Source organism: Pseudomonas sp. CAM1A (genome assembly GCF_047501685.1).
Taxonomy (GTDB): Bacteria; Pseudomonadota; Gammaproteobacteria; order Pseudomonadales; family Pseudomonadaceae; genus Aquipseudomonas.
This window is the reverse complement of record NZ_JBFNXP010000011.1, coordinates 1-26382: the sequence shown is the minus strand read 5'-3', so window position 1 is coordinate 26382 and position 26382 is coordinate 1. Positions and strand designations below refer to the sequence as shown.

General features: G+C 63.6%; 21 protein-coding genes, 2 tRNA genes and 2 pseudogenes. 5 read left to right on the top strand and 20 right to left on the bottom strand.

Annotation, left to right across the window (positions count from 1 at the left end):
- Positions 1-98: 98 nt before the first annotated feature.
- The 7 genes from dnaB to rnr all read right to left on the bottom strand — a co-directional run bounded on the left by dnaB (position 99) and on the right by rnr (position 7270).
- Complete coding sequence (dnaB, locus tag ABZO33_RS21985) at positions 99-1496, bottom strand: replicative DNA helicase (RefSeq protein ID WP_102683944.1); 1398 nt, start codon at positions 1494-1496, stop codon at positions 99-101.
- A 112-nt stretch (positions 1497-1608) separates the two neighbouring features.
- The gene (gene rplI / locus ABZO33_RS21980; protein ID WP_011535934.1) at positions 1609-2055 is read right to left on the bottom strand and encodes a 50S ribosomal protein L9; all 447 of its coding nucleotides are present in this window, start codon (positions 2053-2055) and stop codon (positions 1609-1611) included.
- Positions 2056-2075: 20 nt separating this feature from the next.
- Entirely contained in the window at positions 2076-2942 is an 867-nt protein-coding gene (locus tag ABZO33_RS21975; RefSeq protein ID WP_414537766.1) for a hypothetical protein, read from the bottom strand.
- Positions 2943-2976: 34 nt separating this feature from the next.
- Positions 2977-3207, bottom strand: coding sequence for a 30S ribosomal protein S18 (rpsR, locus tag ABZO33_RS21970; protein ID WP_003249563.1), 231 nt, complete (start codon positions 3205-3207; stop codon positions 2977-2979).
- Between the two features lie 28 nt (positions 3208-3235).
- Positions 3236-3661, bottom strand: coding sequence for a 30S ribosomal protein S6 (rpsF, locus tag ABZO33_RS21965; protein ID WP_023629370.1), 426 nt, complete (start codon positions 3659-3661; stop codon positions 3236-3238).
- Positions 3662-3953: 292 nt separating this feature from the next.
- Positions 3954-4700, bottom strand: a complete 747-nt coding sequence (rlmB, locus tag ABZO33_RS21960; RefSeq protein WP_104444841.1) for a 23S rRNA (guanosine(2251)-2'-O)-methyltransferase RlmB — start codon at positions 4698-4700, stop codon at positions 3954-3956.
- Positions 4697-7270, bottom strand: coding sequence for a ribonuclease R (rnr, locus tag ABZO33_RS21955; RefSeq protein ID WP_414537765.1), 2574 nt, complete (start codon positions 7268-7270; stop codon positions 4697-4699). The genes rlmB and rnr overlap by 4 nt, the downstream gene beginning before the upstream one ends.
- A 271-nt stretch (positions 7271-7541) precedes the next feature.
- Between rnr and ABZO33_RS21950 the strand changes: the two genes are divergently transcribed.
- The 4 genes from ABZO33_RS21950 (at position 7542) to ABZO33_RS21935 (ending at position 10551) form a co-directional block, all read left to right on the top strand.
- A tRNA-Leu gene (locus tag ABZO33_RS21950) sits at positions 7542-7628 on the top strand.
- Between the two features lie 88 nt (positions 7629-7716).
- A tRNA-Leu gene (locus tag ABZO33_RS21945) sits at positions 7717-7803 on the top strand.
- Positions 7804-7972: 169 nt separating this feature from the next.
- On the top strand, positions 7973-8986 hold the full coding sequence (locus tag ABZO33_RS21940; protein ID WP_414537764.1) for an extracellular solute-binding protein: 1014 nt from the start codon (positions 7973-7975) through the stop codon (positions 8984-8986).
- Positions 8986-10551, top strand: coding sequence for an ABC transporter permease (locus ABZO33_RS21935; protein ID WP_414537763.1), 1566 nt, complete (start codon positions 8986-8988; stop codon positions 10549-10551). The genes ABZO33_RS21940 and ABZO33_RS21935 overlap by 1 nt, the downstream gene beginning before the upstream one ends.
- A 41-nt stretch (positions 10552-10592) precedes the next feature.
- Here ABZO33_RS21935 and ABZO33_RS21930 read toward each other — a convergent pair.
- From ABZO33_RS21930 to ABZO33_RS21870, 13 genes and pseudogenes are all read right to left on the bottom strand, one after another.
- A pseudogene (locus ABZO33_RS21930) lies at positions 10593-11108 on the bottom strand (methyl-accepting chemotaxis protein); the annotation flags it as partial.
- 390 nt (positions 11109-11498) lie between these two features.
- Positions 11499-11711, bottom strand: a pseudogene (locus tag ABZO33_RS21925) (methyl-accepting chemotaxis protein); the annotation flags it as partial.
- A gap of 1022 nt (positions 11712-12733) precedes the next feature.
- Positions 12734-14026 (bottom strand): adenylosuccinate synthase, encoded by a 1293-nt coding sequence (locus tag ABZO33_RS21920; protein WP_028688256.1) that lies wholly within the window; start codon positions 14024-14026, stop codon positions 12734-12736.
- A 55-nt stretch (positions 14027-14081) separates the two neighbouring features.
- Positions 14082-15269 (bottom strand): ATP phosphoribosyltransferase regulatory subunit, encoded by a 1188-nt coding sequence (locus ABZO33_RS21915; protein ID WP_038706891.1) that lies wholly within the window; start codon positions 15267-15269, stop codon positions 14082-14084.
- Positions 15270-15562: 293 nt separating this feature from the next.
- The gene (gene hflC / locus ABZO33_RS21910) at positions 15563-16432 is read right to left on the bottom strand and encodes a protease modulator HflC (RefSeq protein WP_414537762.1); all 870 of its coding nucleotides are present in this window, start codon (positions 16430-16432) and stop codon (positions 15563-15565) included.
- A complete protein-coding gene (gene hflK, locus ABZO33_RS21905) occupies positions 16432-17616 on the bottom strand; it encodes an FtsH protease activity modulator HflK (protein ID WP_046853999.1) in 1185 nt (394 codons plus the stop codon). The genes hflC and hflK overlap by 1 nt, the downstream gene beginning before the upstream one ends.
- Before the next feature lie 96 nt (positions 17617-17712).
- Entirely contained in the window at positions 17713-19014 is a 1302-nt protein-coding gene (hflX, locus tag ABZO33_RS21900; RefSeq protein ID WP_023629895.1) for a ribosome rescue GTPase HflX, read from the bottom strand.
- A gap of 18 nt (positions 19015-19032) precedes the next feature.
- A complete protein-coding gene (gene hfq, locus ABZO33_RS21895) occupies positions 19033-19293 on the bottom strand; it encodes an RNA chaperone Hfq (RefSeq protein ID WP_023629894.1) in 261 nt (86 codons plus the stop codon).
- Between the two features lie 94 nt (positions 19294-19387).
- Positions 19388-20359, bottom strand: coding sequence for a tRNA (adenosine(37)-N6)-dimethylallyltransferase MiaA (gene miaA, locus ABZO33_RS21890; RefSeq protein ID WP_414537761.1), 972 nt, complete (start codon positions 20357-20359; stop codon positions 19388-19390).
- 1 nt (position 20360) lies between these two features.
- Positions 20361-22259, bottom strand: a complete 1899-nt coding sequence (mutL, locus tag ABZO33_RS21885; RefSeq protein ID WP_414537760.1) for a DNA mismatch repair endonuclease MutL — start codon at positions 22257-22259, stop codon at positions 20361-20363.
- A complete protein-coding gene (locus ABZO33_RS21880) occupies positions 22256-23698 on the bottom strand; it encodes an N-acetylmuramoyl-L-alanine amidase (RefSeq protein WP_414537759.1) in 1443 nt (480 codons plus the stop codon). The genes mutL and ABZO33_RS21880 overlap by 4 nt, the downstream gene beginning before the upstream one ends.
- Positions 23699-24172: a tRNA (adenosine(37)-N6)-threonylcarbamoyltransferase complex ATPase subunit type 1 TsaE gene (gene tsaE / locus ABZO33_RS21875; protein ID WP_414537758.1), complete on the bottom strand. Its 474-nt coding sequence runs from the start codon at positions 24170-24172 to the stop codon at positions 23699-23701.
- Positions 24160-25011 (bottom strand): NAD(P)H-hydrate dehydratase, encoded by an 852-nt coding sequence (locus ABZO33_RS21870; RefSeq protein ID WP_414537757.1) that lies wholly within the window; start codon positions 25009-25011, stop codon positions 24160-24162. The genes tsaE and ABZO33_RS21870 overlap by 13 nt, the downstream gene beginning before the upstream one ends.
- Positions 25012-25075: 64 nt before the next feature.
- Between ABZO33_RS21870 and queG the strand changes: the two genes are divergently transcribed.
- Entirely contained in the window at positions 25076-26140 is a 1065-nt protein-coding gene (gene queG, locus ABZO33_RS21865) for a tRNA epoxyqueuosine(34) reductase QueG (protein WP_414537756.1), read from the top strand.
- The last annotated feature ends 242 nt before the right edge of the window (positions 26141-26382 follow it).

Here is a 26382-nt window from a genome sequence, read left to right as displayed (position 1 = left end):
CTTGCCTCGCGATGACATCAGTGAATTCACCATCGCCATCGCGGGGCAAGCCCGCTCCCACGATCCGCTCCGACAGTGGCCAGTCCAGCCCGATGGTCTTATTCGTCGTCGTCGAAGTTGTACATGCCCGGGGCGAGGTTCTCGAAGCGGGTGTACTTGCCGATGAACGCCAGGCGAATGAAGCCGATGGGGCCGTTACGCTGCTTGCCGATGATGATCTCGGCCACGCCTTTGTGCTCGGTCTCGGGGTGATACACCTCGTCACGGTAGACGAACATGATCACGTCGGCGTCCTGCTCGATCGCTCCCGATTCACGCAAGTCGGAGTTGACCGGGCGCTTGTTGGGGCGCTGCTCGAGGGAGCGGTTGAGCTGCGACAGGGCGATCACCGGGCAGTTGAATTCCTTGGCCAGCGCCTTGAGCGAGCGGGAGATCTCGGAAATCTCGTTGGTCCGGTTGTCACCGGCCGAGCCGGGGATCTGCATCAGCTGCAGGTAGTCGACCATGATCATGGCGATCTCGCCATGCTCACGCGCCAGCCTGCGCGTGCGCGCCCGCATTTCCGATGGGCTGATGCCGGCGGTATCGTCGATGAACAGCTTGCGGTCGTTCAGCAGGTTGACCGCCGAGGTCAGCCGCGGCCAATCGTCGTCGTCCAGCTGGCCGGAACGCACTTTGGTCTGGTCGATCCGCCCCAGGGACGAGAGCATACGCATGATCAGCGATTCACCTGGCATCTCGAGGGAGAACACCAGCACCACCTTGTCGCTGCGCAACACGGCGTTTTCCACCAGGTTCATGGCGAAGGTGGTCTTGCCCATCGACGGACGACCCGCGACGATGATCAGGTCGGCCGCCTGCAGGCCGCTGGTCTTCTCGTCCAGGTCGGTGTAGCCGGTGGAAACCCCGGTAATGTCGCTGTCGGAGTTGAACAGCGTATCGATACGGTCGATCGCCTTGGTCAACAGCTCGTTGACCCCCACCGGCCCACCTGTCTTCGGCCGCGCCTCGGCGATCTGGAAGATCTGCCGTTCAGCGTCATCGAGGATTTCCTCGGCGTTGCGGCCCTGAGGGTTGAAGGCGTTGTCGGCGATGTCGGTGCTGATGCTGATCAGCTGGCGCAGCGTGGCCCGCTCGCGGATGATCGCGGCATAGGCCTTGATGTTGGCCACCGACGGGGTGTTCTTGGCTAACTCGGCGAGATAGGCCAGGCCGCCCACCTGGGTGGACACGCCTTCCTTGTCCAACTGCTCGTGCAGGGTAACCACGTCGAACGGCTGGTTCGCATCCACCAGCTTGTGGATGGCGCGGAAGATCAGGCGGTGGTCATGCCGGTAGAAATCGCCGTCCGACACCTGATCCAGCACCCGTTCCCAAGCGTTGTTGTCCAGCATCAGGCCACCGAGCACGGCCTGTTCGGCCTCGATGGAATGCGGCGGCACCTTCAGGGCAGCGGTTTGCAGGTCGAGTTGTTCGGGGGTGGTGATCTCGTTCATGGCCACGAAAGAATTCTGGAAGATGAAAAAGACAAAGGGCACGGCCTGCGCAAAACAGGACCGTGCCCGATGTTAACCGCCTGGCCCGCGAGGGACCAGCCGATTACGCAGCTTAGGCAGCTACGACAACCACACGTACGGTGGCTTCAACGTCGCTGTGCAGGTGCACGGCTACGTCGTATTCGCCAACCTGACGGATGGTGCCGTTCGGCAGACGAACTTCAGCTTTGGCCACTTCAACGCCGGAGGCGGTCAGGGCGTCAGCGATGTCGTGGGTGCCGATCGAACCGAACAGCTTGCCTTCGTCGCCAGCGGTGGCAGTGATGGTCACTTCCAGCTCGGCCAGTTGGGCAGCGCGGCTTTCAGCCGAAGCTTTCTTGTCTGCTGCGGCTTTTTCCAGCTCGGCGCGGCGCTCTTCGAACGCGGCCAGGTTGGCGGCGTTGGCAACGGTGGCCTTGCCGAATGGCAGCAGGAAGTTACGGCCGTAACCAGCCTTAACGTTTACTTTGTCGCCCAGGTTGCCCAGGTTGGCGACTTTTTCCAGCAGGATCAGTTCCATTTGGTAAAACCTCTTAACTTTTAACCTTCACCGTTCGCGGAGTCGTCACCCTGTGAAGGGGACTTGCGACCGCGAAAATCAATCAGGCTGTCGACAATGGCCAGAACCACGAGCAACGGATACATCAGCTGCATGAGCAGCGGCAGCGTCACGTACATCCCCACCAGCCAGAAACCGGCCAGTCGCCCTTGTGCCACCAACCCGTGAATCAGGGCGATGCCAGCGAGCAGCAGCACCAGGCTGGACGCACTGGCCAGGACGATGAACTGCGACCCGATGAACGGGCCCAACACCATCAATGACACCAGCACCAGCATGGGTACCAGCGGCAGCCTCAGTTCGCGAAACTCGCGCCCGAAACCACCGGGGTTGTACAACGCAGCCTGCCAATAGCGCGCCAGCATCAAGGCCAGCAGGCTGAACAGCTGCAGCATTACCGCACTGGAAGCGACCAGCAAAGGGCCGATCAGCTCACCAGGTAGTACTGGTTGGCCCTCGAACTGCGGCAGGGCTTTTTCAAGCGCCTTGGCCAGCACCTCGAAGGTTTCGCGCATCACCGCATCCAGGATCAGGCTGTACAGCAAGCCTAATGCGACACTGGACAGCAGTACCCGGGTCCAGGAATGTCCGGCGCGCAACGAAGCGGCCAGCCCCAGCGTTCCCAAAAACACCAGCAAGGTGCTCGGTTCGCCGAAGAACCCCATGATCAACGCTGGCAAAAGGCCCCAGGCGATGACCGATGAAGCGTCCTTGAACCCGCGCCGCAGGAGCACCAGGCTCCCGGAGGCGGCACTCAACCAGAACAGCAGCGGCAGTACCGCGCTGATGACCACCACGAGGGTGGCCTGCACACGACCGCGCATGATGAAACTTGCCAACGCTCGCATGCTTATCCCTTGCTACTTAGTCGACGACCCGGTCTCAGCGGCCGTGGCTGTCGGTGTAGGGCAGCAGGGCCAGGAAGCGGGCGCGCTTGATAGCGGTGGCCAGCTGACGCTGATAACGAGCTTTGGTACCGGTGATGCGGCTTGGAACGATCTTGCCGGTTTCGGATACGTAAGCTTTCAGGGTGTTGAGATCTTTGAAGTCGATCTCTTTCACGTCTTCAGCAGTGAAGCGGCAGAATTTACGACGACGGAAGAAACGTGCCATGTAATAGGCTCCTCAAAAGGTCCGTGGATTACTCGTCAGCGTTATCGCTGTTGTCGCTGTCATTGCTGTCGTCGCCTTCGGCGCCATCAGCATGCTCAGGACGTTCGCGACGCTCACGGCGCTCGCTGCGGTTCTCTTCTGCCTTGAGCATCTCGGACGGGCCGGTGACGGCTTCGTCGCGACGGATGACCAGGTTACGGATCACGGCATCGTTGTAGCGGAAGTTGTCTTCCAGCTCGGCCAGGGCCTTGCCGGAGCACTCAACGTTCAGCATCACGTAGTGAGCCTTGTGAACATTGTTGATTGCGTAGGCCAGTTGACGACGGCCCCAGTCTTCCAGGCGGTGGATCTTGCCACCATCTTCTTCGATCAGCTTGGTGTAACGCTCAACCATGCCGCCGACTTGCTCGCTCTGGTCCGGGTGAACCAGGAAGATGATTTCGTAATGACGCATGAATGCTCCTTACGGGTTAGTAGTCTGCCAGCAACCTGGTCAGACAAGGAGTGAATGACACTGTATGTCTTGCCCTAGAGAGAAGGCACATGCGCGCCTGCCAGCTCGGCAAGGGGCGCAATTGTAGAGAAGCCGGGAAGGACAAGCAAGGAGGCTGGCGAATATTTGAACAGCCGGAAACATATTTCACGGGCAGTAATGGAACGTGGGAGCGGGCTTGCCCCGCGATGCGATGTCGAGTCCACCGCCCTCGCGGCGCACCGCCGCTCCCACGCCACCTGATATCAAGCCATCAGCGCTTGACCTGACGCTGCCTCACCGCCTCGAACAGACACACCCCGGTGGCCACCGAAACGTTAAGGCTGCTGACGCTGCCGCCCATCGGCAACTTCACCAGAAAATCACAGTGTTCACGGGTCAGGCGGCGCATGCCCTTGCCTTCGGCACCCATGATCATCACCAGCGGGCCGGTCAGGTCCTGCTGGTAGATCTCCTGCTCGGCCTCGCCGGCGGTACCGACCACCCAGAGCCCGCGCTGCTGGAGTTTCTCCAGGGTACGCGCCAGGTTGGTCACGGCCACCAGCGGCATCACCTCGGCGGCGCCGCAGGCCACCTTGCGCACCACGCCGGTCAGGGTCGCGGACTTGTCCTTGGGGATCACCACGGCGGTCGCCCCGGCCGCATCGGCGGTGCGCAGGCAGGCACCGAGGTTGTGCGGATCGGTAACGCCATCGAGCACCAGGATCAAGGGCGGCGTCTCGGTACGCTCAAGCAGCTCGTCGAGCATCGCCTCGCCCCACACCTGGCTCGGACTCACCTCGGCGACCACACCCTGGTGCACACCTTCGACCCAGGCGTCGAGCTCACGGCGCTCGGCCTGGCCGACCTGGACGCGGTTCTGCGCAGCCAGCTCCAGCAGGGCCTGGATGCGTGGCTCACTGCGTCCTTCGGACAGCCAGATCTGCTTTACCCGCTTGGGGTGGTGTTGCAGCAGCGCCTGCACGGCATGCACGCCGTAGATCTTTTCCAGCTGACTCATGACTTGTTCTTGCCCTTGCGTGGCGCGCCGGACTTGGGCGGCCCCTTGCGATGCTTGGTCGGCTTGCCGGACGACTTGCCACCTTTCTCCGACTTGCCGCCGGCATGGCCGCTGGCACGCGCCTCACCCATCAGCGCCTTCTTCATTTCACGGCTCTTGCGCACCTCGGCATTGCGCTGCACCGCGTCTTTCGGGAAGTACGCCTCGGAAGCCTCGCTCTTGCGGCTGCGCGACTTGGGCGAAATCTTCGCTTCGGCGGCAGGCGCCTGCTCGGCCACCGGCTGCGCGGCAGCGCGTGGCTTGCGGCCGACCGGTGCGGTGACGGTCTTCTCCGACATTTCGAAGTCGATCTTGCGCTGTTCGAGGTCGACACGCATGACCTTCACCTCGACCGTGTCGCCCAGGCGGAAGCTGCGGCCGCTGCGCTCACCGGACAGGCGGTGATGCACAGGATCGAAGTGGTAGTAGTCACCCGGCAGGGCACTGACATGCACCAGGCCTTCGACATAGATATCAGTCAGCTCGATGAACAGGCCAAAGCCGGTCACTGCGGTGATCACGCCAGGGAAGGTCTCACCGACGCGATCACGCATGTACTCGCACTTGAGCCAGTTGACCACGTCGCGGGTTGCTTCGTCAGCGCGGCGCTCGGTCATCGAGCACTGCTCGCCCATCTGCTCGAGACTGTTCTCGTCGTACGGGTAGATGCGCGCCTTGGGAATGCTCATGGCACCGGCACGCTTGACGTGCGGGGTGTCGACCTTGGAGCGGATCACGCTGCGGATGGCGCGGTGCACCAGCAGGTCCGGGTAACGACGGATCGGCGAGGTGAAGTGAGTGTAGGCCTCGTAGTTCAGGCCGAAGTGGCCGTTGTTCTCGACGCTGTACACCGCTTGGCTCAGCGAGCGCAGCATGACGGTCTGGATCAGGTGGAAGTCCGGGCGCCCGGCGATGCTCGCCAGCAGTGCCTGGTAGTCCTTCGGCGAAGGGTCCTTGCCTTTGTGCAGGCTCAGGCCCAGCTCACCAAGGAACGCACGCAGCTTTTCCAGGCGCTCGGGCGGCGGGCCGTCGTGCACGCGGTACAGCGCAGGCACGTTGTGCTTCTGCAGGAATTCGGCCGTCGCGACGTTGGCCGCCAGCATGCACTCCTCGATCAGCTTGTGGGCGTCGTTGCGCACGGTCGGACGAATTTCGTCGATCTTGCGGTCATCGCCGAAGATGATCCGGGTTTCCTGGGTCTCGAAGTCAATCGCGCCACGGGTGTGACGAGCCGCCAGGAGCACCTTGTACAGGGCGTACAGGCTCTTCAGGTCCGGCAACACCGCGCTGTATTCCTCGCGCAGGGCCTTGCCTTCGCGGGTGCGGGAATGCTCGAGCATGCTGCTGACCTTGTTGTAGGTCAGCCGCGCATGGGAGTGGATCACACCCTCGTAGAACTGGTAGTCGACCATCTGGCCGGCCTTGTTGATGGTCATTTCGCAGACCATGGCCAGGCGATCGACGTGCGGGTTCAGCGAGCACAGGCCGTTGGACAGCTCTTCGGGCAGCATCGGCACGACGCGCTCGGGGAAGTACACCGAGTTGCCCCGTTGCTGCGCTTCGGTATCCAGGGCCGAACCCAGGCGCACGTAGCTGGAAACGTCGGCGATCGCCACGTACAGGCGCCAGCCGCCGGAGAACATGCGCAGCTTGCCCAGCGGTTCGCAATACACCGCATCGTCGAAGTCGCGGGCGTCTTCGCCGTCGATGGTGACGAAAGGCAGATGGCGCAGGTCGATGCGCTTCTCTTTATCTTTCTCCTCGACTTCGGAGCGGAACTTGCGCGCTTCCTTGATCACTTCCTGCGGCCAGACATGCGGGATGTCATAGCTGCGCAGGGCGATGTCGATTTCCATGCCCGGCGCCATGTAGTTGCCGATCACCTCGATCACGTCGCCCTGCGGCTGGAAGCGCGGGGTCGGCCAGTGGGTGATCTTGATCGACACGAACTGGCCGATCTTGGCACCGCCGTTGCGCCCGGCGGTCACCAGCACTTCCTGCTGGATCTTCGGGTTATCGGGGGTCACATAACCGATGCCGCCCTCTTCGAAGTAACGGCCGACCACGCTTTCGTGGGCGCGGGAGATGACCTCCACCAGCACACCTTCGCGGCGGCCACGGCGGTCCACGCCGGAAACCCGGGCCAGGCCGCGGTCGCCGTCGAACACCAGGCGCATCTGCGACGGGCTGAGGAACAGGTCTTCGCTGCCATCGTCGGGAATCAGGAAGCCGAAACCATCGCGGTGGCCGGACACGCGGCCACAGATAAGGTCGAGCTTGTCCACCGGGGCATAGGTGCCGCGCCGGGTATAGATAAGCTGACCGTCGCGCTCCATGGCACGCAGGCGGCGGCGCAGGGCTTCGATCTGGTCTTCTTCGTAAAGACCGAACTCTTCCGCCAGCTGTTCGCGGGCTGCCGGCTCGCCACGGTCGGCGAGGCGCTGCAGGATCAGCTCACGGCTGGGGATAGGGTTGTCGTATTTTTCCGCTTCGCGAGCGGCCTCGGGATCGAGGGATTGCCAATCGGCCATCAGAAGGGGTTCACCTTGGTGTATATAGATATGAATTCTGGCATAGGCGTATTGAAACCGGAAATGTCAGCCTTGGACAGCCCCGGCGCGGTATCCGCACAACGGAAATAGGCGCGTGGAATCAACGGGTTGAATTTTTTGAATTTTTTTTCGATCAGGGGCTTTACAGCCTTCAGGAGCGTCCGTATAGTGCGCACCACAACGACGGACAACCCCGAAGTTGTAGTAGAGATGAACGACGCTGTAAAGCATCTTTTAATCTCGAATGTGTGCCCAGGTGGCGGAATTGGTAGACGCGCTGGTTTCAGGTATCAGTGACTTAACGGTCGTGGAAGTTCGAGTCTTCTCCTGGGCACCAAAAATTTTCAAGTAACAGATGACCAAGGATCTGTTACTACTGTGTGAAAGCAGACGAAAGTCGCCTTCACCAGACGATGCAAAGCTTTGCCCAGGTGGCGGAATTGGTAGACGCGCTGGTTTCAGGTATCAGTGACTTAACGGTCGTGGAAGTTCGAGTCTTCTCCTGGGCACCATACAAAAACCCACTAGCTTGCTAGTGGGTTTTTTCTTGCCTGCGATTTCATGTCGCCGGCAGCCCCCCTCCTTCGTCTACCCATGAATTTCCCGTCATGCGCCCATTTGAGAAACAATTTCGTTTACCATTGTTTCCAAATATGTAGCCGTAAGCGAGGAAATACCCGCATGACGATCCGCCCGCAACCGCTGATGCGCACCCTGGCCGCCGCAGTTCTGAGCCTGGTGATCGGCGCTCCGGCCGCCCTGGCAGACGAACCGGTCACGTTGACGATGTACAACGGCCAGCACAAGGAAATCGGCGAAGCCATCGCCAAGGCCTACGAGGCCAAGACCGGCATCCACATCAATATCCGCAAGGGCAGCAGCAACCAGCTGGCCAGCCAGATCATCGAGGAAGGCGAACGCTCGCCGGCCGACATCATCTATACCGAAGAGTCGCCACCGCTGAACAACCTGGGCGAACTGGGCCTGCTGGCGAAGATCGACGACGCCACCCTGAACATGCTGCCCAAGGAATACGTGGGCGCCAACGGCACCTGGATGGGCGTCACCGCGCGCACCCGCGTGGTGGTCTACAACCCGAAGAAGATCGATGAGAAAGACCTGCCGACCACGGTGATGGATTTCTCGGGCCCCGAGTGGGACGGCCGTGTCGGCTACGTGCCCACCAGCGGCGCCTTCCAGGAACAGGCGGTGGCCATCCTCAAGATGCACGGGCGCGAAGCCACCGAAGAATGGCTGACCGGCCTGAAGGCCTTCGGCAAGACCTACACCAACAACATGGTCGCGCTGAAGGCCGTGGAGAAGGGCGAAGTCGCCGCCGTGCTGGTGAACAACTACTACTGGTACGCCCTGGAGCGCGAGCGCGGCAAGCTCGATTCCAAGCTGTACTACCTGGCCGACGGTGACGCCGGCAACCTGGTGACCATCTCCGGTGCCGCTGCGGTCAAGGCCAGCAAGCATCCGAAAGAGGCACAGGCCCTGCTCAACTGGATGGCCAGCGAAGAAGGCCAGCGCGTGATCACCCAGACCACCGCCGAGTACCCGCTGCATAAAGGCATGGTCTCTGACCGTGGCCTGAAGCCGTTCGATGAGCTGCGTCCGCCGAAGATCTCGCCGGCCGACCTTGGCAATGCCGAGGAAGCCATCGAACTGGAACGTGAGGTTGGCCTGCTCTGATGACTGCCGCCCTGCCCTCGCCCGCCTTGGCGCGCTTCGCCCCCAAGCGCAAGCGCCCGTCCATCTGGGTGGTGCTGCCCGTGCTGTTCCTGGTGGCCATGAGCCTGCTGCCATTGCTGTACGTCGGGCTCAAGGCCTGGGATGCCGGCTGGCATGAAGCCCTGCGCCTGCTATGGCGTCCGTTCGTGTGGGGCTTGCTGCGCAACACCCTGCTGCTGATGGTCGGCGTCACCGCGCTGTGCCTGGTGGTGGGCGTGGCCCTGACCTGGCTGCTGGAGCGCAGCGACCTGCCGGGCCGACGCCTGTGGGGCGTGGTGCTGTGCCTGCCATTTGCCGTACCGTCGTTCGTCAGCAGCTTCACCTGGGTGTCGCTGAGCTCGGACTTCGAAGGACTGGGCGGGGCAATCCTGGTCATGGCGCTGTCGAAGTACCCACTAGTGTTCCTGCCAGTGGCCGCCACCCTGCGCAACCTGGATACCGCGCTCGAGGAGTCGGCGCGCACTCTGGGCTGCAGCCGCTGGGGCGTGTTCCGCAAGATCACCCTGCCGCTGCTGTGGCCGTCGATGCTCGGCGGCGGGTTGCTGATCGCCCTGCACATGCTGGTGGAGTTTGGCGCTCTGTCGATCCTTGGCCTGCAGACCTTCACCACGGCGATCTACCAGCAGTTCGAGCTGGAATTCAGCAACGCCAATGCCGCGATGCTCTCGGCGGTGCTGCTGGTGCTGTGCCTGGCAATGCTGTGGCTGGAACTGCGGGTGCGTGGCAAGGCGCGCCATGTGCGCATTGGCCAGGGCGTGGCGCGCCGCGCCCAACCCTTGCGACTGCGCGGCTGGATGCCACTGGGGCAGCTGTTCTGCCTGACGCTCGCGGTGCTGGGCAGCGGCATTCCGCTGGCCATGCTCGGCTACTGGCTGAGCGTGGGCTCATCGGCGGCCTTCCCGGTCGCGGCCATCGGCAAGGCCCTGGGCACTTCGCTGTCGGTGTCATTGGGGGGCGCTGGCTTCTGCGTGCTGCTGGCCCTGCCAATCAGCTTCCTGGTGGTGCGCTACAAGGGGCGCCTGGCGATCTGGGCCGAGCGTTTGCCGTACCTGCTGCACGCCCTGCCCGGGCTGGTGATCGCGCTGACCCTGGTGTTCTTTGCCCTGCACTATGTACCGGCGCTGTACCAGACTACCGCGCTACTGATCCTGGCCTATGCCTTGCTGTTCCTGCCCCTGGCACAGTCGCCGGTGCGCACCGCACTGAACAAGGCCTCGCCAACCCTGGAAGAGGCGGCGCGCACCTTGGGCGCCAGCAGCTTCGCAGCCTTCTGCCGGGTTACTTTGCCAATCATCTTCCCGGCAATGGCGGCGGCTTTCGCCTTGGTGTTCCTGGATGCGATGAAGGAACTGACCGCCACCCTGCTGCTCAGCCCGACCGGGATGACCACCTTGGCCACCGAGGTGTGGGCGCATACCGCCAACGTCGAGTTCGCAGCGGCGGCGCCTTATGCCGCGCTGTTGATCGTGGTGTCGGGATTGCCGGTGTATCTGCTGACTACCAGGATGTACCTGAACAAGGCGTAAGACCTATCGCGGGGCAAGTCGGACTTGCCCCGCGATGTTTTTCAGGCCCTGAACTGCCCCAGGCTGGCACGTAACTGCGCCGCCAGGTCATCCAGCACCTTGCTACTGGCGGTGGTCTGCATCACCACCTCGGCCGAACGCTCGGCCTGGGCATGGATGGTTTCGACTCGCCCACGCACGGCTTGCGCGCCATTGGCCTGCTGCTCGGCCGCTCGCGTGGCCAGGCCGATTGCCGCATGCACTTGCTCGACCGCAGCTTGCACCGATTGCTGGCGCCGCTCATTGTCGCGCAACACCAGCAAGCCTTCACTGGCCTGGCGTCCCGCCTGGCTGATGGTCGCCACCGCCTCCTTGGCGCCTTGCTGCAGCGCAACGATATGCGACTGGATATCCCCGGTCGAGCTCTGCGTCTTGCTCGCCAAGGCACGCACCTCATCGGCCACCACAGCGAAACCGCGCCCGGTCTCTCCGGCTCGCGCCGCTTCGATGGCAGCGTTGAGCGCCAACAGGTTGGTCTGTTCGGCAATACCATGGATCACCGTCAGCACTACCTCGATCTGCTCGCTCTGCTTGGCCAGCCGCTCGATCACCTGGGAGCCGGTCTGCACTTCGCCGGCCAGGTTCTCGATCAGACGCGCCAGCTGCGTGGAAGCACGGCTGTTCTCGTCAGTCGCCTGGCGAATATCCACCACCTGCTGCAATGCCGCCTGCATGGCATGGCTCTCGGCCTGGGCCTCGTCAGCCATGCTCGACAGGTCGCGCAGGCTGGCAGCCACTTCGTCGCGCTGCAACGCGGCGGCGGCATCGGCCCCGGCGTTGCGCTGGGCCATGCTGTCGATCTCCACGCCAGTGCGCTGCGCCACTTCGCCAGCTTCGCGGACGATGGGCTGGAGCTTGTCGACGAAGCGGTTGACTGCCGAAGCCATGTCGCCGATCTCGTCACGGCTGTCGAGCTTGACCCGCTTGGTCAAGTCACCCTCGCCCGCGGCCAGATCGTTCAGCGCGGCGATCAGCAGGCCGAGCTTGCTCAGCACCCGGCGCCCGAGCACCACGGCCACCACCAGCAGCACGCCCAGACCCACCAGCACCAGGCCCAGGCCGATGCGCCAGCGCAGCTCGGCGGCGGCATCGCGCACGGTCTGCGCGGTATTGGCCTGCATCGCAGTGGCGCTGTTCTGCGCCGTCTCCAGCCGCGCACGCAGGGCCTTGCCGCTGTCGGCGGCGGCGGCCACCAGGCTGTCACCAACCAGTTGCTCGCCGCTGGCGATCAGCGCGGCGAAGCGCTGGTCGAGCGCCTTGAGCTCCTGATCGACACCTGCAGTGGAGACGCCCATCAGCACCTTGCCGATCTCGGCGCCGTTGGGGTTGATCGAGGCCTCGACGTAGTACACCGACGGATCCTTGCGCGCGGCGTCCAGCACCTTGTCCAGCGCCCGCTCGCCCTGGCCCTTGTCCATCAACGCTTGGTTGATCGGGTTCTGCCGGTTGAGGTAACGGGTCAGGTGCTGGCCCTGGGCGTCGTCGTAGATCACGAACAAAACGTTGGGGTTGCGCTGTGCGCGGCGGGCGAAGTCCGACAGCGTCGGCACGTCGTTGTCCCAGATCGCCCGCGGCGCGACCGAGGCCAGCAATTCGGCCATGTCGTTGGCCGAGTCCTTGAGGTTCTTCTCCAGGGTGGCGCGCAATTGCTGCTGCTCGCCTTGCAACCGCTCGGAGAGGCCGGCACTGAGGCGCTGGCGGGTACTGGCCGACAGGCTGTCGAGCCCGGCACGGACATCCTGCCCGGCCTGCTCCAGTTCCGCGGCCAGCTTCTGGCTGTCGTTACCCAGGCGTGCCCCCAAATCGGCCTCCAGGGCGGTGACCGTGCTCCGGGTCAGGGCAACGGCAACCAGCACCTGCACCAAGAGAGCGATACCAAGCGCAACAAACACAGGCCGCAAGAGGCGGCTTCGTAACAGTGAAAGGATGGCAGACACGTTGTAACCCTCGTGTTTCTGGCGCCATTACTTTGATGGCATCTACAGAATCTTCTTACAGCAAGGGTTGTGCCTGACGCAGCAGGTATAAACGCCAATGAGTAGTGAGGGGTATGGCATTTGTGCAAAGCCACCCTTCCTCGCCAATGAAAACGCCGCGCTCCCTTGCGAGAGCGCGGCGCTCAATCAGCTACCGAGGTGGCCGATCAGGCGAACGGATGACGCAGCACGATGGTCTCGTTGCGGTCCGGGCCGGTCGAGATGATGTCGATCGGCGCGCCGACCAGCTCCTCGATGCGCTTGATGTAGTTGCGCGCAGCTTGCGGCAGCTCTTCCAGGGTTTTCACGCCCAGGGTCGACTCGCTCCAGCCTGGCATCTCTTCGTACACCGGCTCCAGGCCGATGTAGCTGTCGGCATCGGAAGGCGCGTCGATGACGGCACCGTTCTCGTTCTTGTAGCCAACGCAGATGTTGATGGTTTCCAGGCCGTCCAGCACGTCCAGCTTGGTCAGGCAGATGCCCGAGATGCTGTTGACGTCGATGGCGCGACGCAGGATCACGGCATCGAACCAACCGCAACGACGGGCACGGCCGGTGGTCGAGCCGAACTCGTGGCCACGCTTGGCCAGGGTGGCGCCGGTCTCGTCGAACAGCTCGGTCGGGAACGGACCGGAACCGACACGGGTGGTGTAGGCCTTGGTGATACCCAGGATGTAGTCCAGGTACATCGGGCCAACGCCGGAACCGGTGGAGATGCCGCCAGCGGTGGTGTTGGAGCTGGTGACGTACGGGTAGGTGCCGTGGTCGATGTCCAGCAGCGAGCCCTGAGCGCCTTCGAACATGATGTCCTTGCCGGCGCGACGCAGGTTGTGCAGTTCGGCGGTGACGTCGAGCATCATCGGCTTGAGCTGCTCGGCGTAGGCCATGCACTCGTCCAGGGTCTGCTGGAAGTCGATGGCAGGCTCTTTGTAGTAGTTCACCAGCTGGAAGTTGTGGTAATCCAGCAGCTCACCGAGCTTGGCGGCGAAACGCTCACGGTGGAACAGGTCGCCGACGCGCAGGCCACGACGGGCCACCTTGTCTTCGTAGGCCGGGCCGATACCACGACCGGTGGTGCCGATCTTGGCTTCGCCGCGGGCTTTTTCACGAGCCTGGTCGAGGGCCACGTGGTACGACAGGATCAGCGGAGCCGCCGGGGAAATGCGCAGGCGCTCGCGCACCGGTACGCCCTTCTCTTCCAGCTTGGTGATTTCACGCATCAGGGCATCCGGGGCAACGACCACGCCGTTGCCGATCAGGCATTGCACGCCTTCACGCAGGATGCCGGACGGAATCAGGTGCAGAACAGTCTTCTCACCATTGATCACCAGGGTGTGGCCCGCGTTGTGGCCACCTTGGTAGCGCACGACGGCGGCAGCATGTTCGGTCAGCAGATCGACGATCTTGCCTTTGCCCTCATCACCCCACTGGGTGCCCAGGACGACGACATTCTTACCCATTACATTTGTCCTCATTCACGCAAACTTGGTGCCGGCCCATTGCCGGCGAAGAATCTCAATGGGTCAGCGGCAGAACCTGCCAGCGCCCGTCTTGCTGAATCAATTGCCGATCACAATCCGCCTCGAGGGCAGCACTCAGCGGCTGGCCAGGCAAAGCCTGGACCACTCGCTGGCCCTCGTTGCGCAACTGGCAGACCATCTGCCAGAGGGCCGCATCGCTGCTGTCGGGCATCCAGATGCCGCCAGCAGGCAATACGACCTCCGCTCGCCCCAGTGTGACCAGGGTCTTCAAATCCGTGGAGAATCCGGTGGCCGGGCGTGCCCGGCCAAAATCGGCGCCGATGTCGTCATAGCGGCCGCCCTGGGCGATCGATTGACCTTCGCCAGGCACGAACACGGCGAACACCACGCCGGTGTGATAGTGGTAGCCGCGCAGTTCGCCGAGGTCGAAGTACAGCGGCAGGTCCGGGTAGCGCGAAGCCAGGCGATCGGCGATCGCCAACAGGTCGTCCAGCGCCGCCAGCACGCTGGCCGGGGCACGGCCCAGGCGCACACGCGCCTCGGCCAGCACTTCACGACCACCGCACAGCTCGCACAGGGCGCGCAGCATGTTGCCCAGGTCCTTCGGCAGGTCTGCGGTGAGCGCCTGCACTTCATCGACGGCCTTGCGCTGCAGGGCATCGAACAGCTGCTGCTCGACCGCGCCGGACAGGTTGGCGGCACGGGCCAGGCCGCGATAGATACCGACATGGCCAAGGTCCATGTGCACATCGGCGACATCGGTCAGTTGCAGCGTGGCGAGCATCAGGCTGATGACCTCGACATCGCTGGTAGGGCTGGCGTCGCCGTACAGCTCGGCGCCCAGCTGGATCGGGCTGCGCGAGGTCGACAAGGCACGCGGCTGCGCATGCAGCACGCTGCCGGCATAGCACAGGCGGCTCGGGCCTTCACGGCGCAGGGTGTGGGCGTCGATACGCGCCACCTGCGGCGTGAAGTCGGCACGGAAGCCCATCAGACGGCCGGACTGCGGGTCGACGACCTTGAAGGTACGCTGGTCCAGGTCCTGGCCGGCGCCGGTGAGCAGCGACTCCAGGTACTCGATATGCGGGGTGACGACCAGTTCGTAACCCCAACTCTGGAACAGGTCCAACACCTGACGACGCGCGATCTCGATGCGCGCCGCCTCAGGTGGCAGTACTTCCTCGATGCCATCTGGCAGTAGCCAGCGGTCTACCGTTGCCATTACGCCATTTCCCCTCTGGTCCGGGCGGCCTGCCAGCTGGCGAGCCGTGAGTAAAGCAGGCATTGGCGCACAACAGCGGGCAGCACCGATCCCAGCGCAACCACCGTAGCCAATACCCTCGAATTGCCTTGCGACCTGACCAAACCGTCAACTGGCCGTTTGCCAATCAACCTTGCAGACGCAAAAAAGCCGGGAATTTCCCGGCTGACTCATCATACACCCCTTTTCATGCAGGATGCACCCCGCCAGGCATTTTAGCTGCCCGGCGGGGCGAATCCCTCATGAGAGCACGATCAGGGCTTGCTCTTGTCCAGGAAGCGGAAGAACTCGTTCTTCGAATCCAGGACCAGTACATCGCTCTTGCTCGAGAAGCTTTCACGGTAGGCCTTCAGGCTACGGTAGAACGCATAGAAATCGGCGTCCTGCGTGTAGGCCTTGGCATAGATGGAAGCCGCCTGGGCGTCGCCATCACCACGGGTCTCTTCCGCTTCGCGGTAAGCTTCGGCCAGCAGCACGCGGCGCTGACGGTCAGCGTCGGCGCGGATACCTTCGGCCAGCTCGTTACCCTTGGCGCGGTGCTCGCGGGCTTCACGCTCGCGCTCGGTGCTCATGCGGTCGAACACGCTGCGGTTGACTTCCTTGGGCAAGTCGATGGCCTTGACGCGAACGTCGACCACTTCAATACCCAGCTCCTTGCTGGCCATGCGGTTCAGCGAAGCGGTGATATCCGCCATCAGCGCATCACGCTCACCGGAAACCACTTCGTGCAGGGTGCGTTTACCAAACTGGTCACGCAGGCCGCTCTCCAGACGACGCGACAGGCGCTCGTCGGCGATCTGCTTCATACCCGAGGTTGCGGTATAGAAGCGCTCGGCATCCTTGACCCGCCACTTGGCGTAGGCATCGACCATCACCGCTTTCTTCTCCAGCGTCAGGAAACGCTGGGTCGGTGCGTCGAGGGTCATCAGGCGGGCGTCGAACTTGCGCACCTGGTTCACGTACGGCACCTTCACATGCAGGCCAGGCTGGACATCGGCCTTGACCACGCGGCCGAACTGCAGCAGTACCGCGCGTTCAGTCTGCGAAACGATGTAGAAGCAGTTCCAGGCGACGATCGCCAGCACCACGGCGCCGATCAGGGCGAACAGTGATTTATTGCTCATCAGCGGCTCTCCCTGGAACGCAGCGGCGGTTGTGGTTGCAGGTCCTGCGCGGCACGCGCGGCGGCGTCATTGACCGACGGCGATACGCTGCTGGCCGGCGCTGCACTGTTGCCGCGGCTGCCTTCGACCATCTTGTCCAGCGGCAGGTAGAGCAGGTTGTTCTGCCCGTCCTTGGCCGTGACCAGGACCTTGCTGGAGTTGCTGTAGACCTCCTGCATGGTGTCCAGGTACAGACGCTGACGCGTGACCTCAGGCGCCTTGCGGTACTCGGCGACCAGCTTGGTGAAGCGATCGGCCTCACCCTTGGCGCGGGCGATGACTTCATCGCGGTAGCCGTTGGCGTCCTCGATGATGCGCTGCGCCTGGCCACGGGCCTCCGGCACCACGCCATTGGCGTAGGACTCGGCCTGGTTGCGCGCACGCTGCTCGTCCTCACGGGCACGGATCACGTCGTCGAAGGCTTCCTGCACTTCACGCGGGGCTGCCGCGCTCTGTACGTTGACCTGGGTGACGGTGATACCGGTACGGTAGGTGTCGAGGAAACGCTGCAGACGCTCACGGATGTCCACGGCCATCTGCTCGCGGCCTTCGGTCAGCACCTGGTCCATCGAGGTGGAACCCACCACGTGGCGCAGGGCGCTGTCGGTCGCATGCTGCAGGCTGACTTCCGGCTGGTCGACGTTGAGCACGAAGTCCTGCAGGTTGCTGATGCGGTACTGCACGGTCAGTGGCACTTCGACGATGTTCTCGTCTTCGGTGAGCATCTGCCCCTGCTTGGTATAGGCCCGCTCGCGAGTCACGTTTTCCATGTACTTGCGGTCGATCGGCGGGAAATAGATATTCAGGCCGGGACCAACGGTCTCGTAGTACTTGCCGAAGCGCAGCACCACGGCCTGCTCCTGCTCGTCCACGACATAGACGGCGTTGTACAGCCAGATTGCCGCCAGAGCCGCCAGGCCGATGCCCAGCAGGCCGTAGCCGCCACCCTTGCCGATATTGCGGTCACCGCCGCCGCCACGTTTCTTGCCACTGCCGAACATGCCGTTCAGGCTGTCCTGCAGCTTGCGGAAGGCCTCGTCCAGATCCGGTGGACCTTTCTTGTCGCCACCACCGCCGCCACCATTACGGCGGCCGCCCCAGGGATCCTGATTGTTCGAGTTGCCACCCGGCTCGTTCCAAGCCATAGCGCTCTCCATCTGATAAAGCAAAGACGCGCCCACGGCGCGCCGTCCAATGCTACAGAATGCCTGTCACGGCTGCCCGGCGACCTCGACGGGCATTTATTGCAAAGTGTGTTGCTCGACAAACACTTGCGGCTCCATGCCTTCGCGGCTGACCAGGCGATTCAACTCGACTCTGGGCAGTCGCACGCTCAGCAGGCTGCGCCCTTCTTCATCATGCTCTTCACTCTGCACGGCACCCAGGGCAAAGAATTGCGCGCGCAGGCGGGCAAACCGTTGCTCCAGGCACAGGGTTCCGACATACAGATCGTCCCCCAGCAACTCGGCAATCGCCTGGCCAACCAGCTCCAGGCCTCGTCCATCGCGTGCCGATACCCAGACCCGCTGCGGCTTGCCATCGGCATCGCGCTGGATCTGCGGCTCGACATCTTCGAGCAGGTCGAGTTTGTTATAGACCTCGAGGATCGGCAAGCTCTCGGCACCGATCTCGCCCAGCACCGCCAGTACCTGTTCGATCTGCTCCATGCGCTCGGGCTCATGGGCATCGATCACATGCAGCAGCAGGTCGGAGTTGCTCGACTCTTCGAGCGTAGCCCGAAATGCCTCGACCAGCTTGTGCGGCAGGTGGCGGATGAAACCCACGGTGTCAGCCAGCACGATCGGCCCAAGGTCGGCCAGCTCGAGCCGGCGCAAGGTCGGGTCGAGGGTGGCGAACAACTGGTCCGCGGCATACACATCGGATTGCGTGAGTGCGTTGAACAAGGTCGACTTGCCGGCGTTGGTATAGCCCACCAGCGACACCGAAGGAATGTCCGCGCGCTTGCGCCCGCGACGGGCCTGCTCGCGCTGGCTGCGCACCTTCTCCAGGCGTGCCTTGATCTGGCGCAGGCGCACCCGCAGCAGGCGGCGGTCGGTTTCGAGCTGGGTTTCACCCGGGCCACGCAGGCCGATACCGCCTTTCTGCCGCTCAAGGTGGGTCCAGCCGCGTACCAGTCGCGTGCTCATGTGCTCGAGCTGGGCCAGTTCGACCTGCAGCTTGCCTTCGTGAGTACGCGCCCGCTGGGCGAAAATGTCGAGAATCAGCCCGGTACGATCCAGCACGCGACACTCGAAGACGCGCTCGAGGTTGCGTTCCTGGCTGGGCGTGAGGGTGTGATTGAAAATCACCAGGTCGGCTTCGGCCGAATGGACCAGGTCGCGCAACTCCTCGACCTTGCCACTGCCGATCAGAAACTTGGCGGTGGGCTGATGCCGCGCCACTGTCACCAGCGAGACGATATCGGCTCCGGCCGACAGCGCCAGCTCCTGAAACTCCTGCGGGTCTTCGCGCGCCTCAGGGTTCTGACCTTCCAAGTGAACGAGCAACGCTCGCTCACCACCACCGTGGCGCTCAAAGAACAATGCAGGCTCCTACTTTTTTCAAGCGTTGCCTGGCTCGCTGTCGCCGTGCTCACCATCGGTCGGGCTTGGCAGACGAACCGGGCGTGCGGGGACGACGGTCGAAATGGCGTGCTTGTAGACCATCTGGCTGACAGTGTTTTTCAGCAGCACGACGAACTGGTCGAAGGATTCGATCTGGCCCTGCAGCTTGATCCCGTTGACCAGATAGATCGAAACCGGGACTTTTTCTTTTCTCAAGGTGTTCAAGTAAGGGTCTTGTAGCGAATGCCCTTTTGACATATGCCGCACTCCTGTAAGGATCAATAATAGAAAATCAAGAAAATCGATAAATTATGCCGCCCCTTCGCAAGAATAGACGGCAACTGGCAGGGACTCAGCTCAATATGGAGACGGTCCCCAGGTATTTCAAGGTGCGGGACAGATTGTCGCAGGCCAGGCTATCCAGCCAGTGGACGTCGGACCAGCCGCGCAACCAGGTGAATTGCCGCTTGGCCAGCTGACGCGTGGCAATGATACCGCGTTCACGCATCTCATTCTCAGTCAGCTTGCCGTCGAGGTAGTCCCAGACCTGCCGATACCCCACTGCCCTTATAGACGGCAGCTCGGCGTGCAAGTCACTTCTGGCCCGCAGCGTTCGGACCTCGTCGACAAAGCCCTGTTCCAGCATCTGTGAAAATCGTAACGCAATTCGCTGATGCAAAATGTGACGATCTGTAGGCGCTATCGCCAGGCTGGCGACAGTATAGGGCAAATGCTCGCCCGCGCCTGCGTCTGCGCCGCTACTTTGCGCGTATTGACGCTGACGGTGGGCGGTCATGCTCTCGCCGCTCACCTTGTACACTTCAAGCGCACGGATCAGCCGCTGCGGGTCATTCGGATGAATGCGCGCCGCCGACTCCGGATCGACTTCGGCCAGTTGCCGGTGCAATTCGGCCAGGCCGAGGGCCTGCGCCTGTGCCTCGAGCTCGGCGCGCACCGTGGCATCGGCTGGCGGCATGTCCGCCAGGCCATCGACCAGTGCCTTGTAGTAGAGCATGGTGCCGCCAACCAGCAGCGGGATCTTGCCGCGCGCGGTGATCTCGGCCATGGCTTCGAGAGCATCGGTGCAGAAACGCTTGGCCGAGTAGCTTTCGGCGGGGTCGAGAATGTCGATCAGGCGGTGCGGGTGCGCGGCCAGCACTTCCTTGGAAGGCTTGGCGGTACCGATGTCCATGCCCCGATAGACCAACGCCGAGTCGACACTGATCAGCTCACAGGGCAGCTTGCTGGTCAGCTCGATCGCCAGGTCGGTCTTGCCGGCCGCGGTCGGGCCCATGAGGAAAATCGCCGGAGGTCTGGCACTCATTTCATCGGCCCCGCAGGAACAGCTTGTCCAGATCGTCCAGGCCCATCTGGGTCCAGGTCGGTCGGCCGTGGTTGCACTGGCCACTGCGCTCGGTGTTCTCCATGTCGCGCAGCAAGGCGTTCATCTCCGGGATGGCCAGGCGCCGGTTGGCCCGCACCGCGCCATGGCAAGCCATGGTCCCCAGCAGTTCGTTGAGGTGCGCCTGAATACGGTCACTGGTGCCGTACTCCATGAGGTCGGCCAGCACATCCTGTACCAGGCGATTGGCCTCGGCCTGCTTGAGCAAGGCCGGGATCTGGCGGATCGCCAGGGTTTCCGGGCCCAGGCGCTGCAGTTCGAAGCCCAGGCGCTGGAACCATTGGGCATGCTCCTCGGCACAGTCGGCTTCGCGCTGGCTCAACGCCAGCGACTCGGGCACCAGCAATGGCTGGCCGCTCAAGCCTTCACTGGCCATGGCCACCTTCAGACGCTCGTACATGATCCGCTCATGGGCGGCATGCATATCCACCAGCACCAGGCCGACGGCGTTCTCGGCGAGGATATAGATCCCCTTGAGTTGCGCCAGCGCGTAGCCGAGCGGTGGTATATCGCCCTGGCTTTCCGGCAACGCGCTCGGCGCGGCGGCGGCATTGTCCAGGGGGGCGTAGAACTCGCGGTAGGCCGCCTGGGCCTCGCCGGCATTCAGCGGCTGGGAGGGCCTGGGTGTGTACTGGTATTGATAGCCCGCGCCCGAGCCACTCGAACCAAACGCCCGCTGCTCGCCCTGAGGCTGCTCGAGCACTGGCGAAGCCAGGCGCATTTCGCCCTGGGGGCCGAACTCGCCGGCCTGCAAGCCGCTGGGGCGGACCAGCTCGTCGCTGGCCGCCGGCGCGGCAAGCTGGTCTTCCGGGCGCACATCGGCCAGGGCACGGTGCAAGGTGCCGTAGAGGAAGTCATGGACCATGCGCCCTTCACGGAAGCGCACCTCGTGCTTGGTCGGGTGGACGTTGACGTCCACGCCGGTCGGGTCGCACTCGAGGAACAGCACGAAGGTCGGGTGCCGACCATTGAACAGTACGTCGCGATAAGCCTGGCGCACCGCATGGGCGACCAGCTTGTCGCGCACCGCGCGGCCATTGACGAAGAAGTACTGCAGGTCGGCCTGGCTGCGCGAAAAGGTCGGCAGGCCGACCCAGCCCCACAGGCGCAAGCCGTTGCGCTCGACATCGATCGGCAGCGCCTGCTCGAGGAAGCCCGGGCCGCAGATGGTGCCGACACGCCGCGCCCGCGCCATCTCGTCGGCGGCCTCATGCAGGCTGAAGATGGTCTTGCCGTTGTGCCGCAGGTGAAAGCCCACGTCGAAACGCGCCAGCGCCAGGCGCCGGATCACTTCCTGCAGATGATCGAATTCGGTCTTTTCGGCCTTGAGGAACTTGCGCCTGGCCGGGGTATTGAAGAACAGGTCACGCACTTCGACCGAGGTGCCGACCGGATGAGCCGCCGGCTGTACCCGCGGGAGCATGTCGCGACCCTCGGTCTCAACCTGCCAGGCTTCGCTGGCCTCGACAGTACGCGAGGTCAGGGTCAGACGGGCGACCGAGCTGATCGATGCCAGCGCCTCGCCGCGAAACCCCAGGCTGAGTACGCCTTCGAGGTCTTCCAGCTCACGAATCTTGCTGGTGGCGTGACGCGCCAGGGCCAACGGCAGGTCGTCAGGGGCGATGCCGCTGCCGTTGTCGCGCACCCGCAGCAACTTCACGCCGCCCTGTTCGACCTCGACTTCGATACGCCGGGCACCGGAGTCGAGGCTGTTCTCCAGCAGCTCCTTGGCCACCGAGGCGGGGCGTTCGACCACCTCGCCGGCGGCGATCTGGTTGGCCAGCCGCGGGCTGAGCAGCTGGATGCGCGAGCCGCCACTCATCGCTGGGACGCCAGGGCGGTGGTCGGAATGTCGAGGTGCTGGCCGACTTTCAACTCATCGCTTTTCAAGCTGTTGCTGCTGCGCAGGGCGGCAACACTCACCTGGTAGCGCACGGCGATCATTGCCAGGGTCTCGCCAGGCCGAACAGTGTGCTCACGCGGGCCTTGGGCAATCTTGCCGCTGTCACGCAGCCAGGCAATGTAGGTGCCAGGCGGCGGGTTCTGCTGGAAGAACTGACGCACACCAGTATGGATCGAACGCGCCAAGGCCTGTTGATGACCACGCGTAGCCAGCTTCGCCGCCTCGTTGGCGTTGGAGATGAACCCTGTTTCAACGAGGATCGACGGGATATCCGGCGACTTCAGCACCATGAATCCGGCTTGTTCCACGCGTTGTTTATGTAGCGGCGTGACCCGGCCCATGTTGCCCAACACCTTCTGCCCGACATTGAGGCTGGAGCTGAGGGTGGCAGTCATCGACAGGTCGAGCAGCACGCCGGCCAGCATGCGGTCCTTGTCGTCGAGGCTGACGTTGCCGGCACCGCCGATCAGGTCGGAGCGGTTTTCCGTGTCGGCCAGCCAGCGGGCGGTCTCGGAGGTGGCACCGCGGTCGGACAGGGCGAACACCGAAGCGCCGAAGGCGGCCTTGGACGGCGCGGCGTCGGCGTGGATCGAGACGAACAGGTCGGCGCCCTTCTTGCGGGCGATCTCGGTGCGCTTGCGCAGCGGGATGAAGTAGTCGCCGGTGCGGGTCAGCTCGGCGCGGTAGCCCTTCTCGGAATTGATCTGGCGCTGCAGTTCCTTGGCGATATCCAGCACGATGTCTTTCTCGTGCTGGCCACGCGAGCCGGACGCGCCCGGGTCTTCGCCGCCGTGGCCGGCGTCGATGGCGACCACGATGTCACGCTTGCCACTCGGTGCCGGTGGCAACTTGATCGCCGGCTGCGCCGGGGTGACGGGCACCGCCGGCGTGGTGGCCGGTGGCTGCGGTGTCGGGGGCGGTGTCGGGTTGCTGGCGGCGATGGCATCGGCTTCCTGGTCGTACAGGTCGACCACCAGGCGGTTGCCGTACTGGGCGTTCGGGGCCAGGGTGAAGCTCTTCGGTGACACGGCTTTCTTCAGGTCGACCACCACGCGCAGGTCGGTGGGCGTGCGTTGGGCCGAACGCACGCTGGTGATCGGCGTGTTCGAGGTGGAGACGTTCAGCGGCGCCCCCAGGGTGGCACCGTTGATGTCGATCACCAGGCGATCGGGAGCGGTGAGGGTGAAGACGCTGTGCTGCACAGGCCCGGACAGGTCGAAGACCAGCCGCGTGTTGTCCGGAGCGCGCCACAGGCGCATGCTCTTGACTTGAGTGACGGCCAGAGCGTCAACGGTCACCGCGGTCAGCAGCAGCCCAACGACAGCGACCAGTGCGCGTATGCGCATACCTTTCCCCACTTACTGTATGAATTCTTTGGCCAGAACGGCACACCAGGACTCGCCGCGAGCCCCCTGCGGCGACAGGTTCAGCGAGCGTCCGCCCGCTTGCGGGCTTATGGTAATGGTCAGGTCGGGCTTTGGCAAAACGCCCGCGCCTTTATCGGGCCATTCGAACAGGCACAATGCATCGCCCTCGAAGTAATCGCGAATGCCCATGAATTCAAGTTCTTCCGGGTCGACCAGGCGATAGAGGTCGAAGTGGAAGGCGCGAACCTCACCGATCTCGTAGGGTTCAACCACGGTAAATGTCGGACTTTTTACCGGGCCGATATGACCCAGGCCACGGATCAGCCCGCGGGACAAGGTGGTTTTGCCGGCCCCCAGGTCGCCCTCGAGAAAAATCACACCATGACCTTTGGTCACTTCGGCCAATTTCGCGCCAAAGGCGACGGTAGCGTCCTCGTCGCCCAGAAACAGGGTTATGCCTGACACGCTGAATGCTCCTCCAATAACGCTCTAATGACCGGCACCAGATCACTGGCCGCCAGCCCTCTACCTTTGATACCCAACCGCTCGCCGGCGCACGCATGCAGCCACACCCCCAGACACGCGGCCTGCCAGGCATCCAGCCCCTGGGCCAGCAAGGCTGCGAGCACGCCGGTCAACACATCGCCCAATCCGGCACCGGCCATGGCTGGGTGCCCACGGCCGCAAAACGCCAATTGCCCGCCTGGGTCGGCCACCAATGTGCCGGCCCCCTTGAGCACGCAGACGCTGGCGTAGCGACGCGCCAGCTTGCGCGCCGCACCCGGCCGATCGGCCTGCACCGCCTCGGTGGAGATCCCCAGCAGGCGCGCGGCCTCGCCGGGGTGCGGGGTGAGGATGCTGCCGCTGGGCAGTGCCAGTGGCGTGCGTGCCAGCAAGTTGAGCGCATCGGCGTCCCACACCTGTGGCCTGTGGGCATTGGCCACCGCCGACAACAGGCTGCGCCCCCAGCCGGCCTGGCCGAGGCCAGGGCCGACCACCAACACCGTGGCACGTTCGAGCAGCGCCATCAGTTGGTTGGCCGAGCTCACGCCCAGCCACATGGTCTCGGGCAGGCGTGTCAGCCCCGCAGCTACGTGCTCGGGACGGGTGGCCACGCTGACCAGGCCGGCGCCGCAACGCAACGCCGCCTCGCCACTGAGCATGACCGCGCCGCCTGTGCCCAGGTCACCACCGACCACCAGCACATGGCCGAAATCGCCCTTGTGGGCATCAGCGGCACGTGGCGGCAACCTGGCCAAGGTCAGGCTGCTGAGCGGTAATGGGGGGTGTTTGGTCTGAGGCATGGGGTCAAAGGCTCCGATGTCTGGCAGAATTATACGCACCTCCGCTTGTAATGCTTGTTCATCCATGTCCGCCGACCTACCAGACATCGCCACACTGGCCCAATCGATCAAGGATTGGGGCCGCGAACTCGGTTTTGCCCATGTCGGCATCGCCGGTGTCGACCTTGGCGAGCACGAACAGCACCTGCAGCGTTGGCTGGCCGCCGGCCACAACGGTGAGATGGAGTACATGGGTGAGCATGGCAACAAACGCTCACGCCCAGCCGAGCTGATCCCGGGTACGCTGCGGGTGATCTCGTTGCGCATGGACTACCTGCCCGGCGACACGCAGATGGCCAAGCGCCTGGCAGAGCCGGAAAAGGCCTATATCTCGCGCTACGCCCTGGGCCGCGACTACCACAAGCTGGTGCGCAAGCGTGTGCAGCACTTCGCCGACCGCATCCAGGAAGCCATCGGCCCGTTCGGCTACCGCGCCTTCGTCGACAGCGCCCCGGTGCTGGAGAAAGCCCTGGCCCAGGAAGCTGGCCTTGGCTGGATCGGCAAGAACACCCTGCTGCTCAACCGCAAGGCCGGCAGCTACTTCTTCCTCGCCGAGCTGTTCGTCGACTTGCCGCTGCCGATCGACGGCGTGCAGGGCAGCGATCATTGCGGGCGCTGCCAGGCCTGCCTGGATATCTGCCCGACCCAGGCGTTCGTCGGGCCCTATCAGCTCGATGCCCGGCGCTGCATCTCGTACCTGACCATCGAATTGCGCGGTGCCATTCCACTGGAGCTGCGCCCATTGATCGGTAATCGGGTGTTCGGTTGCGACGATTGCCAGATCGTCTGTCCGTGGAACCGTTTCGCCAAGACCACTACCGAAGACGACTTCATGCCCCGCCGGGGGCTGGACAATATCGAGTTGGCCGAGTTGTTCCTGTGGGATGAAAAGCGTTTTCTCGGCTGCACCGAAGGCTCGCCATTACGCCGGGCGGGGTATGAACGGTTCCTGCGCAACCTCGCGGTGGGGCTTGGCAACGCGCCGTCGACCATCCCCGTGCTGGAGGCACTCAATGCCCGGCGGGATGATCCTTCGGAGCTGGTACGCGAACACGTGGAGTGGGCCCTGGCTCGCCACAACGCCCTTTGACGCTCGCTGCTCTGCCGTTGCCGTTGCCGTTGCCGTTGCCGTTGCCGTTGCCGATCAAAGTCTACCCCCGAAGCCCGCTAGCGACAGCTGCGCCAGTCCAGGCGCCGCCCGTAACTTCGCGACTTCAGGAGGCCGAACGCAGGTCTTGCGGAGGGAGGTGACGGGCATGGATGCCCGTCAAGCGCTGCGCCCCAGGATGGGGCGTTCAGCGCGGTCCTCCCGGGAGCAAGGCCGGAGTGAGG

Bases quoted from the DNA above. Each gene is read 5' to 3' on its own strand.
- dnaB (WP_102683944.1), bottom strand. From the start codon at position 1,496: ATGAACGAGATCACCACCCCCGAACAACTCGACCTGCAAACCGCTGCC.
- rplI (WP_011535934.1), bottom strand. From the start codon at position 2,055: ATGGAACTGATCCTGCTGGAAAAAGTCGCCAACCTGGGCAACCTGGGC.
- ABZO33_RS21975 (WP_414537766.1), bottom strand. From the start codon at position 2,942: ATGCGAGCGTTGGCAAGTTTCATCATGCGCGGTCGTGTGCAGGCCACC.
- rpsR (WP_003249563.1), bottom strand. From the start codon at position 3,207: ATGGCACGTTTCTTCCGTCGTCGTAAATTCTGCCGCTTCACTGCTGAA.
- rpsF (WP_023629370.1), bottom strand. From the start codon at position 3,661: ATGCGTCATTACGAAATCATCTTCCTGGTTCACCCGGACCAGAGCGAG.
- rlmB (WP_104444841.1), bottom strand. From the start codon at position 4,700: ATGAGTCAGCTGGAAAAGATCTACGGCGTGCATGCCGTGCAGGCGCTG.
- rnr (WP_414537765.1), bottom strand. From the start codon at position 7,270: ATGGCCGATTGGCAATCCCTCGATCCCGAGGCCGCTCGCGAAGCGGAA.
- ABZO33_RS21940 (WP_414537764.1), top strand. From the start codon at position 7,973: ATGACGATCCGCCCGCAACCGCTGATGCGCACCCTGGCCGCCGCAGTT.
- ABZO33_RS21935 (WP_414537763.1), top strand. From the start codon at position 8,986: ATGACTGCCGCCCTGCCCTCGCCCGCCTTGGCGCGCTTCGCCCCCAAG.
- ABZO33_RS21920 (WP_028688256.1), bottom strand. From the start codon at position 14,026: ATGGGTAAGAATGTCGTCGTCCTGGGCACCCAGTGGGGTGATGAGGGC.
- ABZO33_RS21915 (WP_038706891.1), bottom strand. From the start codon at position 15,269: ATGGCAACGGTAGACCGCTGGCTACTGCCAGATGGCATCGAGGAAGTA.
- hflC (WP_414537762.1), bottom strand. From the start codon at position 16,432: ATGAGCAATAAATCACTGTTCGCCCTGATCGGCGCCGTGGTGCTGGCG.
- hflK (WP_046853999.1), bottom strand. From the start codon at position 17,616: ATGGCTTGGAACGAGCCGGGTGGCAACTCGAACAATCAGGATCCCTGG.
- hfq (WP_023629894.1), bottom strand. From the start codon at position 19,293: ATGTCAAAAGGGCATTCGCTACAAGACCCTTACTTGAACACCTTGAGA.
- miaA (WP_414537761.1), bottom strand. From the start codon at position 20,359: ATGAGTGCCAGACCTCCGGCGATTTTCCTCATGGGCCCGACCGCGGCC.
- mutL (WP_414537760.1), bottom strand. From the start codon at position 22,259: ATGAGTGGCGGCTCGCGCATCCAGCTGCTCAGCCCGCGGCTGGCCAAC.
- ABZO33_RS21870 (WP_414537757.1), bottom strand. From the start codon at position 25,011: ATGCCTCAGACCAAACACCCCCCATTACCGCTCAGCAGCCTGACCTTG.
- queG (WP_414537756.1), top strand. From the start codon at position 25,076: ATGTCCGCCGACCTACCAGACATCGCCACACTGGCCCAATCGATCAAG.